The organism is Riemerella anatipestifer, assembly GCF_009670965.2.
Taxonomy (GTDB): domain Bacteria; phylum Bacteroidota; class Bacteroidia; order Flavobacteriales; family Weeksellaceae; genus Riemerella; species Riemerella anatipestifer_B.
The window spans coordinates 64431-81513 of sequence record NZ_CP073239.1 but is presented as its reverse complement, the minus strand read 5'-3'; the positions used below and the strand labels follow the sequence as shown (position 1 = coordinate 81513).

The 17083-nt window shown below is 34.4% G+C and carries 15 protein-coding genes; 8 read left to right on the top strand and 7 right to left on the bottom strand.

Features of this window, described 5'->3' with window-relative positions:
- Window positions 1–86: 86 nt before the first annotated feature.
- The 3 genes from D1J36_RS00345 to D1J36_RS00335 all read right to left on the bottom strand — a co-directional run bounded on the left by D1J36_RS00345 (window position 87) and on the right by D1J36_RS00335 (window position 4056).
- Window positions 87–2093 carry a S9 family peptidase gene (locus tag D1J36_RS00345; protein ID WP_154136990.1) on the bottom strand — a complete coding sequence of 669 codons (2007 nt, stop codon included), beginning with the start codon at window positions 2091–2093 and terminating at the stop codon, window positions 87–89.
- Window positions 2094–2174: 81 nt separating this feature from the next.
- Window positions 2175–2954 carry a zinc ribbon domain-containing protein gene (locus D1J36_RS00340; RefSeq protein ID WP_064969394.1) on the bottom strand — a complete coding sequence of 260 codons (780 nt, stop codon included), beginning with the start codon at window positions 2952–2954 and terminating at the stop codon, window positions 2175–2177.
- Window positions 2955–2958: 4 nt separating this feature from the next.
- The gene (locus tag D1J36_RS00335; RefSeq protein WP_154136989.1) at window positions 2959–4056 is read right to left on the bottom strand and encodes a Nif3-like dinuclear metal center hexameric protein; all 1098 of its coding nucleotides are present in this window, start codon (window positions 4054–4056) and stop codon (window positions 2959–2961) included.
- A gap of 67 nt (window positions 4057–4123) precedes the next feature.
- Here D1J36_RS00335 and D1J36_RS00330 point away from each other — a divergent pair, with 67 nt between their 5' ends.
- The 5 genes from D1J36_RS00330 (at window position 4124) to D1J36_RS00310 (ending at window position 8291) form a co-directional block, all read left to right on the top strand.
- Window positions 4124–4966 (top strand): ion transporter, encoded by an 843-nt coding sequence (locus tag D1J36_RS00330; protein WP_014938513.1) that lies wholly within the window; start codon window positions 4124–4126, stop codon window positions 4964–4966.
- Window positions 4967–5034: 68 nt separating this feature from the next.
- Window positions 5035–6624 carry a peptide chain release factor 3 gene (locus tag D1J36_RS00325; RefSeq protein ID WP_004919879.1) on the top strand — a complete coding sequence of 530 codons (1590 nt, stop codon included), beginning with the start codon at window positions 5035–5037 and terminating at the stop codon, window positions 6622–6624.
- A gap of 179 nt (window positions 6625–6803) precedes the next feature.
- Window positions 6804–7136: an ArsR/SmtB family transcription factor gene (locus tag D1J36_RS00320; protein WP_154136988.1), complete on the top strand. Its 333-nt coding sequence runs from the start codon at window positions 6804–6806 to the stop codon at window positions 7134–7136.
- Between the two features lie 55 nt (window positions 7137–7191).
- Window positions 7192–7662 carry a DUF6428 family protein gene (locus tag D1J36_RS00315; protein ID WP_154136987.1) on the top strand — a complete coding sequence of 157 codons (471 nt, stop codon included), beginning with the start codon at window positions 7192–7194 and terminating at the stop codon, window positions 7660–7662.
- A 2-nt stretch (window positions 7663–7664) separates the two neighbouring features.
- Entirely contained in the window at window positions 7665–8291 is a 627-nt protein-coding gene (locus D1J36_RS00310; protein WP_154136986.1) for a low molecular weight phosphatase family protein, read from the top strand.
- Window positions 8292–8361: 70 nt separating this feature from the next.
- On the opposite strand, the gene ffh is transcribed toward D1J36_RS00310, so the two are convergent.
- The 4 genes from ffh to yaaA all read right to left on the bottom strand — a co-directional run bounded on the left by ffh (window position 8362) and on the right by yaaA (window position 12091).
- Window positions 8362–9726, bottom strand: coding sequence for a signal recognition particle protein (ffh, locus tag D1J36_RS00305; protein WP_154136985.1), 1365 nt, complete (start codon window positions 9724–9726; stop codon window positions 8362–8364).
- 75 nt (window positions 9727–9801) lie between these two features.
- Window positions 9802–10488: a TrmH family RNA methyltransferase gene (locus D1J36_RS00300; RefSeq protein ID WP_154136984.1), complete on the bottom strand. Its 687-nt coding sequence runs from the start codon at window positions 10486–10488 to the stop codon at window positions 9802–9804.
- The gene (prmC, locus tag D1J36_RS00295; protein WP_154136983.1) at window positions 10485–11333 is read right to left on the bottom strand and encodes a peptide chain release factor N(5)-glutamine methyltransferase; all 849 of its coding nucleotides are present in this window, start codon (window positions 11331–11333) and stop codon (window positions 10485–10487) included. Before prmC ends, D1J36_RS00300 begins: the two co-directional genes overlap by 4 nt.
- Complete coding sequence (gene yaaA / locus D1J36_RS00290) at window positions 11333–12091, bottom strand: peroxide stress protein YaaA (RefSeq protein WP_154136982.1); 759 nt, start codon at window positions 12089–12091, stop codon at window positions 11333–11335. The genes prmC and yaaA overlap by 1 nt, the downstream gene beginning before the upstream one ends.
- Window positions 12092–12237: 146 nt before the next feature.
- Between yaaA and D1J36_RS00285 the strand changes: the two genes are divergently transcribed.
- From D1J36_RS00285 to D1J36_RS00275, 3 genes are all read left to right on the top strand, one after another.
- Window positions 12238–13221, top strand: a complete 984-nt coding sequence (locus D1J36_RS00285) for a hypothetical protein (protein ID WP_154136981.1) — start codon at window positions 12238–12240, stop codon at window positions 13219–13221.
- A 4-nt stretch (window positions 13222–13225) separates the two neighbouring features.
- The gene (locus tag D1J36_RS00280; protein ID WP_154136980.1) at window positions 13226–15901 is read left to right on the top strand and encodes a hypothetical protein; all 2676 of its coding nucleotides are present in this window, start codon (window positions 13226–13228) and stop codon (window positions 15899–15901) included.
- A gap of 203 nt (window positions 15902–16104) precedes the next feature.
- Window positions 16105–16821 (top strand): endonuclease NucS domain-containing protein, encoded by a 717-nt coding sequence (locus D1J36_RS00275; protein WP_154136979.1) that lies wholly within the window; start codon window positions 16105–16107, stop codon window positions 16819–16821.
- The last annotated feature ends 262 nt before the right edge of the window (window positions 16822–17083 follow it).

Below are 17083 nucleotides of genomic sequence, written 5' to 3'. Positions count from 1 at the left end.
GTAAAACACTTTTAATTCAGTTGATTAAAAAAAATAAAGGATAGGCTTATAAACCTATCCTTATTATTATATACTATGTTAGTATCCTAAAGCGTTTCTTTTAACCAATCAAAGAACTCTCTTTGCCATACTAAACCGTTGTGAGGTTTTAGAACCCAATGGTTTTCATTAGGGTAGTAGAGTAGTTTGGCTTTTAGTCCTTTTAGTCTTGCCGCTTGGAAAGCACCTTGACCCTGCTCATAAGGCACTCGGTAATCTTTGTGCCCTTGTATAATCATCATAGGCTTGTTCCAATTTTGGACATAGTTACTCGGATTAAACTCTGTATAAGCTCTTGGTAGAGGGTTGTCGTAAGGAGAACCACCCAAATCCCAGTTCGCAAACCAAAGTTCCTCAGTATTAAGATACCAAGATTTCATATCAAATAGACCGTTGTGAGAAATAAAGGTCTTAAATCTGTTTTGGTGTATCCCTGCCAGCATCAATACACTGTAACCACCATAACTAGCCCCTACGGCAGCTATTCTGTCTCCATCTACAAATGGAAGTGTTTTAGCGTAATCTGTAGCAGAAAGGTAATCTCTCATAGGCTGTCCACCCCAATCTTTAGAAATAGCTTCGTTCCATTCTACACCCCAGCCTTGCATACCTCTTCTGTTAGGAGCTATAACAATATAGCCGTTAGCTGTCATTAGTGCAAAGTTCCATCTAAGCGAAAAATATTGCGTTAATGCAGATTGTGGACCTCCCTGACAATAGAGTAGTGCAGGATATTTTTTGTTAGGGTCGAAGTTTGGTGGGTAGTGAAACCATACGCCCATCTCTTTGCCGTCCGAAGTTTTTACCATTCTAAGCTCAGATTTAGAAGTGGCGATGTTTTGGTACACCTCTTTATTAACTTCGGTAACTTGCTTCATCGCTCCGTTTTTGGTGTTTACGGAGAATAAGTCGGCGTTGTGGTTGATGTCTGTTCTAGTAACTAAAAGTTGGTTTTTGGTTTCTGTGATAATATCGTTTACATCAAAAGTTCCTTCGGTGATTTTAGTTACCTTTTTAGATTTAGGACTGATGCTAAAAAGCTGTTTGGTACCTCTGTAAGCTGCTGTAAAGTAAAGCAACTGATTGTTTTGGCTCCAAAAGAAATCTCCAGTAACAGACTCGTCCCAATCTTTGGTAAGGTTGGTTATTACTCCTGTTTTCCAATCCATTATTTTGAGGTCGTTTTTATCTGCCTCGTAGCCGTCTCTCGCCATACTTAACCAAGTAAGGTAATTGCCATCAGGACTGAATTTAGGGCTTACATCATAGCCTTTGTTAGCTTCGGTAAGGTTCTTTATAGTTTCGCTATCAAAATGATAAGAGAAAATATCTGTATTGGTAGATTTGGCATATTCCGCTCCCTCCAAAGGTTTCATTACAAATAATAATTGAGAGGAATCAGGGCTGAATACAAAATCTTCTGCTCCTCCAAAAGGCCTTTGTGGACTGTCCCACTTTTTACCTTCTAGTAAATCTTTAGGAGAGCTATTTTTGTCCAAATCTATCACAAAAATATGGTTGTATCTTCCTTGGTTAAAGTAATCCCAATGGCGGTGGTTAAGGTCAGAGTAAACATGAGCCGTTGTATTAGGTACATCATTATATTTCTCTTTGCCAAGCACCTTTTCTACAAGCACTTCTTTGCTGTAAGCTATCTTTTTTCCGTTGGGAGAGATGATAACATTATCGGCATCATCAGGTAGGGTATAGAATGAACTCCACGTTTTACCTTGGTCTTTTGAAAGGAATATCTGCTTACCTTCCGTGGCATAGATGCCATTCTTATCCCATTGGAAGATGCTTTTTCCGTTAAAATTAACTTTAGACGAAAGATTGTTTTTTAAGTTGAGAAAGTAGTTTTCGGAATTGGTTTTTTCTGTCTTTAAGTCGGTTTGTCCTACTTTATAGATTAGCCCCGATTGGTCTGGTGCAACTACCTGAACGCTCATTCTTTTAAGCGTCCACAATTTCTCTGGTGTCATAAGATTTTGAGCACTGACGAGCATCGGGAGACTGGTCGCCACAGCCAGCATTTTTTGTTTTAAGTTTATCATAAATTAAGCATTATAGGTTAAGTAAAGCTCAAAAATAAAAAAATCCGCTCTAAAAAGAGCGGACAGATAAAATTTATTTTCTTAGAATTTGATTATTTCCTTCATTTTTTCTGTTTCCTCAATCACCAAATCGTCATCTACTAAGATTTTACCAGAATGCTCATCTATAATAATCTTTTTTCTTTGAGCAATTTCCATCTGCTTCTGTGGTGGGATAGTAAAGTAAGACCCCTTAGGAGCTCCTCTCTCTATACCTACCACTGCAAGACCGTTAGAAGACCCTTTTCTAATTCTTTGGTAAGATGCTAGAAGCCTTTGGTCTATCTTATCTGCAAACTCTTGAGATTTTTCTAGTAAAAACTCTTCTTCTTTTTGAGTTTCTGCGATGAGGCTTTCTAGTTCGTTCTTTTTGAAAGTAAGGTGGCTTTGTAATTCTTCAATTTTAGCTTCTAGATTGTTTAAAGATTCTGTTTTGTGGTCTTTTTTAGCACCAAACTCTTTAATTTTTTTCTCTGCTAATTGGATTTCTAGTTCCTGATATTCTATTTCTTTAGCTAGAGCTTCAAACTCTTTGTTGTTTCTTACATTGTCTTGTTGAGATTTATATTTCTCTATAAGCCCTTGTGCGTGAGAGATGAGTTCTTTTTTATTTTTTATTTCAACTTCTTGCTCTTTAATTTCGGTAGCAAACTTTTCGGCTCTTTTTCCTAAACCTTCTATTTCTATCTCCAAATCTTCTACTTCAATAGGAAGTTCACCTCTTGTATTTCTAATTTCGTCTAAACGAGAGTCTATAAATTGTAAATCATACAATGCTCTTAGTTTCTCTTCTACAGAAATGTCGTTTGTTTTCTTAGCCATATCTTTATATAAAGTAATTTACAGGGTTAGTACTTTGAGTGGTTTTCAAGGTTGCAAATTTAGTAAAATTTTCTGATAAAAGTTCAAATAATTGTTGTATGATAAATTGTTCAGACTCAAAGTGTCCTATATCGCATAACAATAATTGATTTTCCGCTTGGAAAAAGTCGTGGTATTTAAGGTCAGCCGTTAGATAAGCATCACATCTGTTGGCAAGTGCGGCTTTAATACCATCAGCACCGCTTCCGCCTAGCATTGCTACTTTTCGGATAGGTTTATTGAGTTTTTGGCTGTGTCTAATGACTTGTAATCCAAAAGTTTTCTTTACTAAATTTAAAAAGTCTTCTTCGGAGATTTCGGTTTCAAACTCACCATATTGACCTAAACCTAGATATTGATTTTTATTTTCAAGGTTATAGATTTGATAAGCCACTTCTTCGTATGGGTGAGCTGTTTTCATCGCTGAAATGATGGCGTTCTTTTTATACTTTTCAAAAATAACGGAGATTAAAGTTTCCTCTACGCTTTCCCTTGTGCCTTGTTGTCCTATAAATGGTTGAGAACCTTCTTGGGGTTTAAAGGTGCCTGTTCCTTTGATATTAAAACTACACTCGTTATAAAAGCCAATGCTTCCTGCTCCAGCCGAGAATAAAGCCTCTTTTACTTTCTCTTCGTAGTCTTTAGGTACATAGACGGAAAGCTGTTGCAAATCATGATTCTTAGGCATTAAAGTTTTAAGGTTCTTTAATCCTAGTTCTTTTCCAACTCTATGATTAACGCCCATAAAATCGTTATCCAGAGCGGTGTGTATGGCAATAATGGCAATTTTGTTTTCTAGGGCTTTCATCACACTTCTTTCCACATAGTTTTTGCCTGTGATACTTTTTAAGCCAGAGAATATAATGGGGTGAAATGATAAAATAACATTGGTGTTTTTCTCAATGGCTTCATCTACAATGTGTTCTAGTGTATCGTGAGAGATAAGAACGCCTGTAACTTCTCTTTTTGGGTTTCCACAAAGAAGACCTACATTGTCAAAATTTTCTGCTTGTGCGAAGGGTACGAGGCGATTAAGTTCTGCTACTAGTTCTTTTATTTTCATTTAAAAACTGAATTATTTTTCCACGAAAATAAGAATTTATTATTTATTTGTTATTTTCGCAGCGGCTATGATACATAGGGTCAGAATAAAAAAAGAGCATAATCTCGTTCCAGAAAAAGGTTGGAAGAAAGAGCTATTTCGCATTATTTATGGTGCAGATACGCCATTGGGGAAACTTTTTGATATTGTACTTCTTGTCCTTATTCTAATCAGTACACTTACTGTTGTTTCGGAAAGTTTAAGACCAGTAGAAAAGGAATATCATTATCTTCTTCTAGCTATAGAATGGACAATTTCTATCTTCTTTACGATAGAATATATCTTGAGAATTGTAATTGTAAGAAATAAAAAGGATTACATTTTCAGTTTTATGGGGATTATTGATTTTTTATCGATAATACCGTTCTTTTTGAGTTTGTTTTTTCCACAGACTAAGTTCTTTATGATTATCCGACTGCTAAGAATGTTAAGGGTTTTCAGAGTACTTAATTTGATGGATTATATGCACGACGGACAATACATTGTACAAGCACTTAGGAAAAGTTCTCGTAAGATATACATATTTATGCTATTCATTATCATTATAGTGGTATTGTTGGGCTCTGTAATGTATGTGATAGAAGGAGGCGAAAACGGTTTTGTGGATATTCCTACTTGTATCTATTGGGCGGTGGTTACTTTGACTACGGTAGGCTATGGAGATATATCGCCTGTAACTCCTTTAGGCAAGTTTTTATCGGTTATTTTGATGCTTTGTGGTTATAGCATTATAGCGGTTCCTACAGGAATTGTAACTTCCGAAATGAAATTACGAACCAGAAAGAATAACGATTGCGAACGCTGTGGCAACTCTAATAATGATGACGATGCTAGATATTGTAAAATCTGTGGTGAACGATTAAAAGATTAAATTAGGAAAGGCGTTTTTCTAATCAAAAAATTATACCGATTTTTGCAGTCTCAAAAAACAGTTTATTAATGTCTTTAGAAAAAGAAATAGCAAAAAGAAAAACCTTTGGGATTATCTCTCACCCCGATGCGGGTAAAACTACGCTTACTGAAAAATTACTTTTATTTGGTGGGGCAATACAAGAAGCAGGAGCCGTAAAATCAAACAAAATAAAGAAAGGAGCTACTTCGGACTTTATGGAGATAGAACGCCAAAGAGGTATATCGGTAGCGACTTCGGTACTAGCATTTGAATACAGAAATCACAAAATAAACATACTAGATACACCAGGTCACAAAGACTTCGCTGAGGATACTTATAGAACTCTTACAGCGGTAGATTCTGTAATCGTTGTGATAGATGTAGCTAAAGGGGTAGAGGAGCAGACGGAGAAACTAGTTCAGGTATGCCGTATGAGAAATATCCCAATGTTAGTGTTCATCAATAAATTGGATAGAGAAGGTAAAGATGCCTTTGATTTGTTAGATGAGGTTGAGCAGAAGTTAGGACTTAGTGTAGTGCCTCTTTCTTTACCAATAGGTATGGGAGCTCAGTTTCAAGGGATTTATAATATTTGGGAGAAAAATATCCAACTGTTTTTAGAGGAAAAGAAACAAAAAGTAGGCGAGAGCATTACTTTTGATGATATTCAAGATAAAGCAATAGACGATGCGATAGGTGCAAAAGCTGCAGAAACCTTAAGAGAAGAGTTGGAACTTATAGAATCTGTTTATCCTGAATTTGATAGAGAGCTTTATATGAAAGGAGAACAGCAGCCTGTATTTTTTGGTTCTGCACTTAACAATTTTGGAGTAAGAGAACTCCTAGATGCCTTTATAGATATAGCACCAATGCCGCAGCCTAAAGAGTCTGATGTGAGGGTGGTGAAGCCAGAGGAGAAAAACTTTACAGGATTTGTATTTAAAATCCATGCGAATATGGACCCTAAGCACAGAGACCGTTTAGCCTTCGTAAAGATTGTTTCGGGAACATTCAAAAGAAATGAAAATTATCTTTTGGTAAGAGAAAATAAAAAGATGAAGTTTTCTTCTCCTAATGCCTTCTTTGCGGATAAAAAAGAAGTGGTAGATGAGAGTTACCCAGGAGATATTGTAGGTTTGCACGATACGGGTAACTTCCGTATTGGAGATACTTTAACGGCTGGAGAAAAACTTAACTTTAGAGGTATACCAAGCTTCTCGCCAGAACACTTCCGATATATAAATAATAATGACCCACTTAAAGCAAAACAGCTAGCTAAAGGTATAGATCAACTGATGGACGAAGGTGTGGCACAGCTATTTACTTTAGAAATGAACGGAAGAAAAATTATAGGTACAGTAGGAGCGTTACAGTATGAAGTTATCCAATACCGATTAGAACACGAGTATGGAGCCAAATGTTCTTATGAACCTATAAGTATACACAAAGCATGTTGGGTTGAGGCAGATGAGAAGTCGGCGGAGTTCCAAGAATTTGCAAGGTTAAAACAACGCTTTTTAGCTAGAGATAAATACAATCAGTTGGTTTTCTTAGCAGATTCTTCATTTACAATTACAATGACGCAAGAGAAGTTTCCTAATGTGAAGCTACATTTTATTAGTGAATTTAATAGATAGAAACTGATTTAGACTTTTAAAAAAGTAAAGAGAGATGATTTTAAACTATATCATCTCTCTTTTTTTATAATAATTGAAGATATGATATATGTCTTTATTGAGTAGATATGAAATGAGTGTAAAAAATAAATCTAATTTCTTGTTAGTCTAAAAAATAATCGTATATTTGCGATGAACTTATGAAAAGAAATTTAGAACCTATTGATTATACGGGAGATGTAGAACTACTAGCCGATTTTGCAAAAGCTTTGGCTCATCCTACTCGTATCGCTATCTTATCTTATTTAGAACAACAAAATTCTTGTTTTACAGGAGATTTGGTAGATATATTCCCACTGGCACAATCTACTATTTCTCAACACCTTAAAGAACTAAAAAGGGTAGGGCTTATAAAAGGAGAACTTAACCCTCCAAAAATAAAATATTGTATAGATGAAGAAAAATGGAATCTTGCCAAATCTTTATTTTTCAATTTTTTTGATAAAAAAATTCAATCCTCTTGTTGTGATTGATAAAAAAATATATAACAATTATCGTTTATTTGCGATTAACTAAAATTAAATTATTATGAAATTATCAGAATTTAAAAAAGTACTAGCTACACTAGACAGAATTGATTTTCAAATACCTAATGGCGATTTTATTCCGCCTCATTTTCATATTACGGAGGTAGGGCAAATTACCAAAGATTTTATAGATTGTGGTGGAACAGTACGAAAGGAAAAGTGGGTAAACTTTCAGCTATGGACGGCAACAGATTATGACCACAGATTGACCCCTGAAAAATTATTGGATATTATTGCTCTTTCCGAAAAACAATTACAACTTACAGATGAGGAAATAGAAGTAGAGTATCAAGGAGAGAGCATTCAGAAGTTTGGTTTAGATTTTAGAGGAAAGCATTTTGTTCTCACAACTAAACAGACGGATTGTCTAGCTCCTGATAAGTGTGGAATCCCTACTGAAAAGCCTAAATTAAAACTTTCAGAGCTTCAGAATAAAACTAATTGCTGTGACCCTAGCTCAGGATGTTGCTAAAAATGAATAAAGATGTTTTATTATCTAATGTTCAGTGGTTTATAGAACAATTAGAGGTAGATTCTATTTCCAAAGATAGGAGGAAAATATTACAACCTCTTATAGACTTCATTACAGAAAAGCAAAGGAAGGGGGAGCCTATTAGGCTTAATTTTATTTGCACACATAACTCTCGCAGAAGTCATCTTTGTCAAATATGGGCAAAGACTATGGCTTATTACTTTGGAGTTTATAATATAGAGTGTTACTCCGCAGGAACAGAAGCTACGGCTCTATTTCCTAAAATAGTAGATACTCTTCGTAATGTAGGTTTTTGCATAGAGACATTGTCAAAAGATGAAAGCAATCCCATCTATGCTATAAAATACTCGGGTAACGAGATGCCTATTATTGGATTTTCCAAAACGCTAGACAATCCTTTTAACCCTAAGGAAAATTTTGCTGCTGTTATGACTTGTTCTCAAGTGGATAACAATTGTCCTTCCGTTCTAGGTGCAGAAAAACGATTTTCCATAACTTATGAAGATCCTAAAATTTCTGACAACACATCTAATCAAACTGCAGTTTATACTGAAATAAATCTACAAATAGCTACGGAAATGTTGTATGTATTTCGGAATATTAAATAAACAGACGCTATTTAATCTTTTACATAAAAAAACCGAGAGAAATTTTCTCTCGGTTTATATTTTTATTCTACTATCTTCCGAACAAGCCTCCCATGCCTGGCATACCGCCTCCCATTTTGCCCATCATTGCCATGAGTTGTTTGCCTTGAGGTCCTTGCATCATCTTCATCATTTTACCCATTTGGTCAAACTGTTTCATAAGTTGGTTGACTTCTTCTAGTTTTCTACCACTTCCTTTGGCTATTCTTTTCTTTCTATTAACATCTATAATGCTAGGTCTTCTTCTTTCTTCTGGTGTCATAGAATGGATAATAGCCTCTATGTGTTTAAATGAGTTGTCATCTATATCCACATCTTTAATGGCTTTGCCTACACCTGGTAACATACCAAGAAGGTCTTTCATGTTACCCATTTTTTTAATCTGCTGAATTTGCTTTAAGAAATCATCAAAACCAAATTCATTTTTAGCGATTTTCTTCTGTAGTTTTTTGGCTTCCTCTTCGTCAAATTGTTCTTGAGCTCTTTCCACTAAAGACACTACATCACCCATCCCTAAGATACGGTCTGCCATTCTTTCAGGATAGAAAAGGTCTAAAGCTTCCATCTTTTCTCCTGTGGAAATAAACTTAATTGGCTTATTAACTACAGAACGAATAGTAAGAGCCGCACCACCGCGGGTATCCCCATCTAATTTTGTAAGAACAACACCATCAAAGTTTAAAGCATCATTAAAGGCTTTAGCTGTATTTACAGCATCTTGCCCCGTCATAGAGTCCACAACGAATAAGGTTTCCGTAGGCTTGATGAAATAATGAACTGATTTTATTTCGTTCATCATTTGTTCATCTATCGCTAGACGACCTGCAGTATCCACAATAACCACATCGTGTTTGTTAGCTTTAGCAAAATTAACGGCATTTTCTGCTATGGTAGAAGGGTTTTTATTTTCCTCTTCGGTATATACCGGAATTCCTGTTTGGCTTCCTAGTACTTTTAGCTGGTCTATCGCAGCAGGACGATAAACATCGCACGCTACCAAAAGCGGATTTTTAGCTCTTTTTTTCTTTAGATAGTTAGCTAATTTCCCAGAGAAAGTAGTTTTACCAGATCCTTGAAGCCCTGCAATTAGGATAACTGTAGGTTTCCCTGAAAGGTTGATACCTTCTTGAGAACCACCCATTAGTTCCACCAACTCATCGTGTACTATTTTGGTCATTAGCTGCCCAGGCGTTAGGCTGGTAAGTACATCTTGCCCTAAGGCTTTCTCTTGTACTCGCTTGGTAAGGTCTTTAGCTACCTTATAATTTACATCGGCATCTACTAAGGCACGGCGAATTTCTTTAACCGTTTCAGCTACATTAATTTCCGTAATTTTACCTCTTCCCGAAAGGTTATGAAGAGCCTTATCTAATTTATCTTGTAAACTATTGAACATAATCGCTTTATTTTGAGTGGCAAAAATAAGGAAAATTTAGCATTCTTCCGAATAAGTGCTTTGGCTTATGGATTGTTAAAAGTTTTCTCGCAAAAATTTATGGTAAATTTCTTCTCCGCTTCTTATAGAATTTACCGCCCATCTTATTTTGGTATGCCACTTTTTATCGAGGCTAAGTTTGTAGTCTATGGTAGAATTAAGAAGTTTTTGTTTGAGTTCGTACATACATATCGCCGCCGCCACAGAAACATTAAAACTCTTAGTAAAGCCATACATTGGTATTGCTAAAGTTTCGTCTGCAAAGTCTAGTAATTCATCAGAGACGCCTTCCCATTCGGTGCCAAAAACTAAAGCAATGGGCGTTTCTACCTTATAATCTGGGAGCATGGTAGCATTGTTTTCGGGCGAAACAGCTACTATTTTATAACCTCGCTCCTTTATCTTCTCTAGGGAAGTCTTATTTCTAGGCATTTTTTCTACTTCTACCCAAGTATCTGCTCCTTTGGTAACGCTGAGGTTTGGGTCAAAAATATTATCTTTTTCTAAAGCTACTACCTTATGGAAGGCACACGCTTCCACACTTCTCACGATTGCAGCAGCATTGCGATATTGATAAACATCTTCCATCACAGGTAAAATGAAATCCGAACTTTCCTCCGCATAATGGTTGATTTTTTGCAGGCGTTCTTCAGTTAAGAATTGAGCTAAATATTGAAATATTTTTTCTAAATCTTCTAGGCTGTTGGTTAGTTCTGGCTTCATTTTTTTGCTATAATCATTCTGTCATTATTAGATAAATCTTTGATGAGTTGAGCATCACTGAAATCTTTATACAAAGCTAAAGTTTCTGCTCCTAGTTTTTGGTTTATTTCTAAAAATAAAAATCCTCCGTTGTTAAGATGGTGCTTGGCATCTGTTGCTATTTTTCGGTAAAATACTAAAGGGTCTGAACAAGGAGAGAAAAGAGCTAAATGAGGCTCAAAATTCTTTACAGTATCCGAAATTTCAGAAACTTCCTCTATACCTATGTATGGCGGATTAGAAATAATCACATCATAGTGAGTTGTCAATTTATAATTGAGGTAATCATCAAATATAAACTCAATATCGGTGTGGTGTCTTTCTGCATTTTTTTTTGCGATGGTTAGAGCTTCTTTAGAGAAATCTATGGAAGTTATTCTCGCATTCGGAAAATGTTTTTTCAGCACAATAGATATCACTCCCGAGCCAGTACCTATATCTAAAATTTTAATTTCTGTTTGTTCTGAAAACTCTTTTGAAATGGTTTTGATGGCGTAGTCTAGCAGTTCCTCTGTTTCTGGGCGAGGAATAAGCACATGTTGGTTCACGCAAAACTTCATACCAAAAAAGTCAGCTTCACCTAAAATTTGTTGGTAAGGCTTACCGCTTTTTAGTTGGTTGATGGCTTCGGTATATTGTGCTATTTGTTGAGCTGAGAATTCAGTGTTTTCGGATTGTAGCAGTCCTATTTTGTCTAAACCTAGATAATGTTCTCCAAAAATTTCCCACAAACAAGAAATCTCGGAACTATTATAAAGCTCCGAAAGTTCTTGTTTAAAAATAGAATGTAGTTCTAGCAACTTCATTACCTTACAAATACCAGTTGGTTATCTTTGGAGCGTTCTTCGTCTATAAGATAACCTTCATAATTAAAGGCTTTAATATCATCTAAAGTTTTGGCGTTGGTTTCAGCACAAAAACGAATGAGAAGTCCTCTAGCGTGTTTGGTATAGACTACAATGGTTTTTAGTTTACCGTCCTTGTATTCGTAGAATTTAACATCTACAGCCTTCGCTTTTAGCTTTTTGGTATCTACTGATTTAAAGTATTCTGTACTGGCAAGATTTAGGAGAATGTCATTGTCCTTTAACTCCTCGTTAAGAGCGACGGTAATTTTGGATTTCCAAAAAGAATACAAATTTTTATACTTATCAAACTGGAACGGGCGCCCCATTTCTAAACGATACAGCATAATCCTATCCGAAGGCTTTAGCAGTCCATACAATCCCGAGAGTATTCTGTAATGTTTTTGGAGGTAATCTACCGCTTTTTTATCTAGAGTAGGAGCGTCTAACCCGCGATAAACCTCACCTGTAAAAGTATAGAGGGCTGCATTAGACTCCTCTTCTGAAGGCGAGGCACTCCAATTTTGATTTCTTTCCCAGTTTTCATCTGCCAATTTGGAAGAAATTTCCATTAAATCAGAAAGATATTGTGGCGTTTTCTCTTTCAAAAACGATTGTATAAACGCCGAATCTTCTATAAATTGAGGTTCGGTAGGTTTTAGCATATCTGATTTTAATGAGACATTCATTAACTTAGCTGGAGATGAAAGTATGAGCATAAATCTATTTTTTTTTGCAAAGTTAAAAAATACTAAAGAGAAAAAGGAATCTCTTTTCTAACATACAGCGATATATAAAATCAATTGGTTTGGTTATTTATCATAATTGAGTTGAGCATAATAGATTTTGGTTATATTTGTACTTTATGAAAGTGAAGATTATTTTCCTATTGTTATTCGCTTTGCTTGTGTCTTGTCAAAAGAGCACAGAGCATAAATATTCTTTTTATTATTGGAAATCTCATTTTAAGTTAGACGAAAAAGAGAAAGAAGCATTGCAAGAGACTTCGTTAGATACGCTTTACATTCGTTTTTTTGATATAGATAAAGAGCAGCAAAAAGTGGAAATTCTAGCTCCTATTAGTGGTAATGCTCACTTGCTAGATGCAGAAAAACAATTTGTACCTACGGTATTTATTACCAACAGAACTTTTTTCAATATATCCAAAGAAGAGATTGCTCAAATAGCACAAGCTACTTTTGATAATATTTTAAAGGTACAAAAGAGTCTAGGCTTGGAGGAAAGAGCATTTACAGAAATACAAATAGACTGTGATTGGACGGAAACCACTCGTGAAGATTTTTTCCTCTTTTTAAAGGAATTGAAAAAGGTATCTTCTAAAAAAGTTTCATCTACGCTCCGTTTGCATCAGGTTAAAGATAAGAAGAAAATGGGCATTCCGCCTGTGGATAAAGTTTATCTGATGTGTTATTCTACCTCATCTCCTTTAGATAACGACGGTAAAAACTCTATCTTGGAGGTAAGTTTGCTTAAAAACTATCTTGCTTCCTTAGACCAGTATCCCATCAAAAATATAGCTGTAGCCTTACCAATTTATTCTTGGGGCATAGTTACCAATCATGTGGGGAAACATAAACTTATCAACGCTTTAAATATTAGCGATTTAAGCAATGATAAATTTAAGAAAATATCGGACAATGAAGCATTGATATTAGAAGATGGTTTCTACTTTGGATATTTTTTAAATAAAGGTTTTACCGTTAGAGTAGAGGAAATTTCAGAGGAACAACTGACTGAAGTTAAAACATTTTTAGACCAAAAATTAAAACACTATCATATTATCTACTATCATTTGGATAGTCAATTTATTAAAAACAGAAAACTTTAAAACAATGAAAAAAGCAGTTATTTCATTAGGCGTTATATTATTACTTCACCAAAATTCTAAAGCATGTGCTTGGGAAGACCCAGACGGTGATTACTTTAACCTCTTTACGCAAACTATCATCAAAGATAAGTCTTATACACCTTTTCTTTTGTCTTACTCATCTCCTTTTTATGAAGCGGATAATATAGCTGTCATTGATGATAATCTACAACTTTGGAAAAGTTTTTTCAACAATAAACTTTCCTACGATGAGGTAAAAACATTGGTTTATAAGCTCCCGTTACAAGATATTATTTCGTTTAAAGATGGGTATCAAAATCAGGCTGTTTTTCAAAAATTAGGTGCTTATCAGAACTATAGAGAAGGTTTGGATTATCTCATTGAGGCCAAAAAACTGAATAACCTTAGAATTAACCGACTTGCCAATGATGATGACAATACCTATAGTTTTTATTATGACGACGAAACCTATAATCTCGCGTCTACTTTAGATTATGAAACTACACTTGTTAACCTTATAAATTTTTATAAAAATACCTCAAACAAAGAGATAAAACTAAGGTATGCCTATCAAATTGTTCGTTTTGAACATTACAATAGAAATTATGATAAAGCCGTAAAAGCCTTTTCTGCCTATGTAGAGCCACTAGGGCTAAAAAACGCTATCTATTATATGGCTTTAGAACAAATGGCGGGAGCACAAAGTGGGCTAGGACAGAAAGAAGAAGCCAACTGGAATTTCTTCCAAGTATTTATAAATTCAAACTCTAGAAAACAAACGGCTTATACTTCTATTAAACTGTCCAGCGAAAAGGCATTTGAAGACCTGCTTTCCAGAGCTAAAAGTGATAAAGAGAAGATAATGGCGTATTTTCTTCTCGGCTATCAAGGGTTTAATAATCCGCTCCCAATGATGGAGAAAATTTATGAGATAGACCCTAATTCGGAGGCTTTAAAAGTGCTTCAAGCTAGAGCCATCAATGAGTTGGAAAGGTATTTTCTGCCATATTACTACTATAATGAGAAGGAAACCAAAGTAGGTACCTCTAAAACAGCTCTTTCAGTAAGTAAGACAGAGAACAAAGCTAGTGCTTCGTTTTGGGATAAAATAGTATCGTTCTTTAAGAACCTTTTTGGAATGGAAAGTTCTGAACCTAAAGTTTTAACTGCCGAAGAAAGTAAAGGGCTTTCTGATGATGAGCTGTTAAATCACCCTAACCGTTTGCCTGTAGTTTCTTCTTCAGGAACTGATGAGGAATACAATAAAAAAATGCAAGATTATATAGAACAGCTAGAAAAACTGACAGAAAAAGTTAAAACTAAATCAGATGATGAGTTTTGGGCAATATCAGAGGCTTATATAAAGTTTTTACAGAAAGATTATAAATCTAGCAGTAGCTTATTACAAAATATAAACACCAGCAACCAAGAATATCTTACCCAAATTGATAAAATGAAATTATTAAACGATATTCTTTCTCAACCAAGAATTGATAGTGAGTTTGAGCAACATATCATGAAAACTTACCCTGATTTGGTAACCGCTATTTCCGAAGACAGATATAACAGCTCAGAGGCAGGTTTTATTACAGATATTTTAGCTAATAGATATTTCTTACAAGGGGAGAGAGCTAAGTCTTTCTTAATGTCTAATAAACTTTCAGGCTTGCAAGATATTTTGGATATAGATCTAGTTAGAGATATTGAAGCATTTTACAAACGAAAAAACAAAAATGCTTTTGAAAATAGCATTCTCGCTAAAAATATAGATACAGGTGAAGACACTCAAAATTTCATAAATGTACTCTATGGAGATTACGAGATGCGTTCGGCTAACTTCAAAAAAGCTTTAGATTATTATACCAAAGCAAGTGGTTTTATAGGTATTCCTAGATACGAGTTTCCATTTTCAGAAGATGGATCATTGCAAAGTAATACACCGGTAAGAATGAAAATTAAAGGCTATAATGGTTACAACAATGTTTCTTCTTTAGTTTTCGGACATAATGTTTGGGTAAGTTATACTAGCCCTGAAAGCGAGTCGATGAAAGCAGAAAGTTTTATCTCCGACTTTAAATTCATTAAAAATAATATGAATAAAAAGGAACTTGCAGAAGCAGTACTAAAACTTGTCAAAATAGCTAAAGGTAATGATGTTAATGCTGCCCATGCCAACCAATTGTTAGGGAACTTTTTATACAATACCTCTATATTGGGCTATTATAGACATTACTTTGTGATGGATATAAATAATACCAATGGTGGTAAATATTATTTCCTTAGTGATACTGAATTATACACGCCTCTATACTATTACAAAAGCATTCCTTATAATAATGTAGGTTTAAAATCAGATAGCTTTGATGTTGCTATTAGTTACTATAAAAAGGCTTTAGAAAAAAGTACAGATAGAGAAACTCAAGCTAGAATACTCTTCCAAATGGCAAGTGCTGAACAAGGAAAATACTACCAATGGGAAGCTAATCAAACTCCAAACTGGAGTTATGATGATAATGATTGGCTGGAAAAACAAGACAAATTCCAGCAAGAGTTAGACAAAGCTAAAAATCAGAACTACAGAAATTACTTCACAGAATTGAAAACAAAGTACAGCGATACCGAAACGAGTAAATCTCTAATGGGAAGTTGCTCTTACTATAAGTATTTTATGCAGAAATAAAGGTTTATAAAACACGGCTGAATCAAACGGTTCAGCCGTTTTTTTTACATCAAGAGTTTTAGTATTATATCCTAATTTTTTATATCACAAAATGTTTTTCACTTTTACAATTTTGTTTAGTTTAGTGGTATTGAAGCCTAACGAAGTAATTCAATAAATGTTTACCTTTGGTGAAAATTTTAATAACTAATGAACCTAAAAAGATGAAAGAAGTATTTGAAAACTGGCTAATTAATATAGAGGGAAAAAGCCAGCAGACTGCGTACAATTATAAAAATGCAATAAATAGAATTAATAGACATTATTTAGATAATGAGGGGATTAATGTTGACTTGTATGAGATAAAAGATCCTAAAGAGCTATCATTTTTTGTTAAATTATATGAAACTGGTAAGTACTCAGAATTTGGCAACAATGGAAATGGAACAAATAGAGCAGCAATTAAATCATTTCATAGGTTTTTATGTGATTCGAGGGTTCAAATAGAAAAATTAATAGAGATTGAAGAAAGTAATGAAGAGAAAGAACTTATTAGAGGTCAGAACTTAAGCTATGAAAAAGATTTAAAAAATTCAATAATATATCAAATTCAAGATTTATTTCCTGGATATAAAATATTTGGAAGAGATGATGAAGGTATTGAGTATAACATCGAAGGAAAAAGGATCGATATTTTATTAGAAAGTGCAGATAAAACTACTTTATTGGTTGTAGAACTAAAATCTGGTTTAGCTGATTATAGGGTTTTTGGGCAAATTTCGATGTATTTAGGTTTATTATCTGAAAAGTTCGAAGGTAAAATATTAAGAGGGTGTATAATAGCGGGAGAAATTGATAAAGGATTAAAAAAGGCTTCTTTAACCAATAAAAATATTACATTAAAGAGTTATAATATGAAAATAACTTTGCAAGAAGAATAGAAAGTTTTTACCAATATTAGGCTTTACGAGACTGTAGATTTAAAATCTTCTAGTTTTTATTTGTCTTAGGTTAAAGGTAAGCGAGTTAAAGCTCAATTTGACTGTGATTCTTCTATCTCAAAACAAATTTGTTTTTGAGTGTTAATTGTATTATGACCAAGTATCACAGAAAAATCACATCAGCAATATGCACCAAGCTCTATTCTAGAAAAATTTCATTAAAAAACATAAGCATCTTTCTATAAAATGATAAGCATCAAAA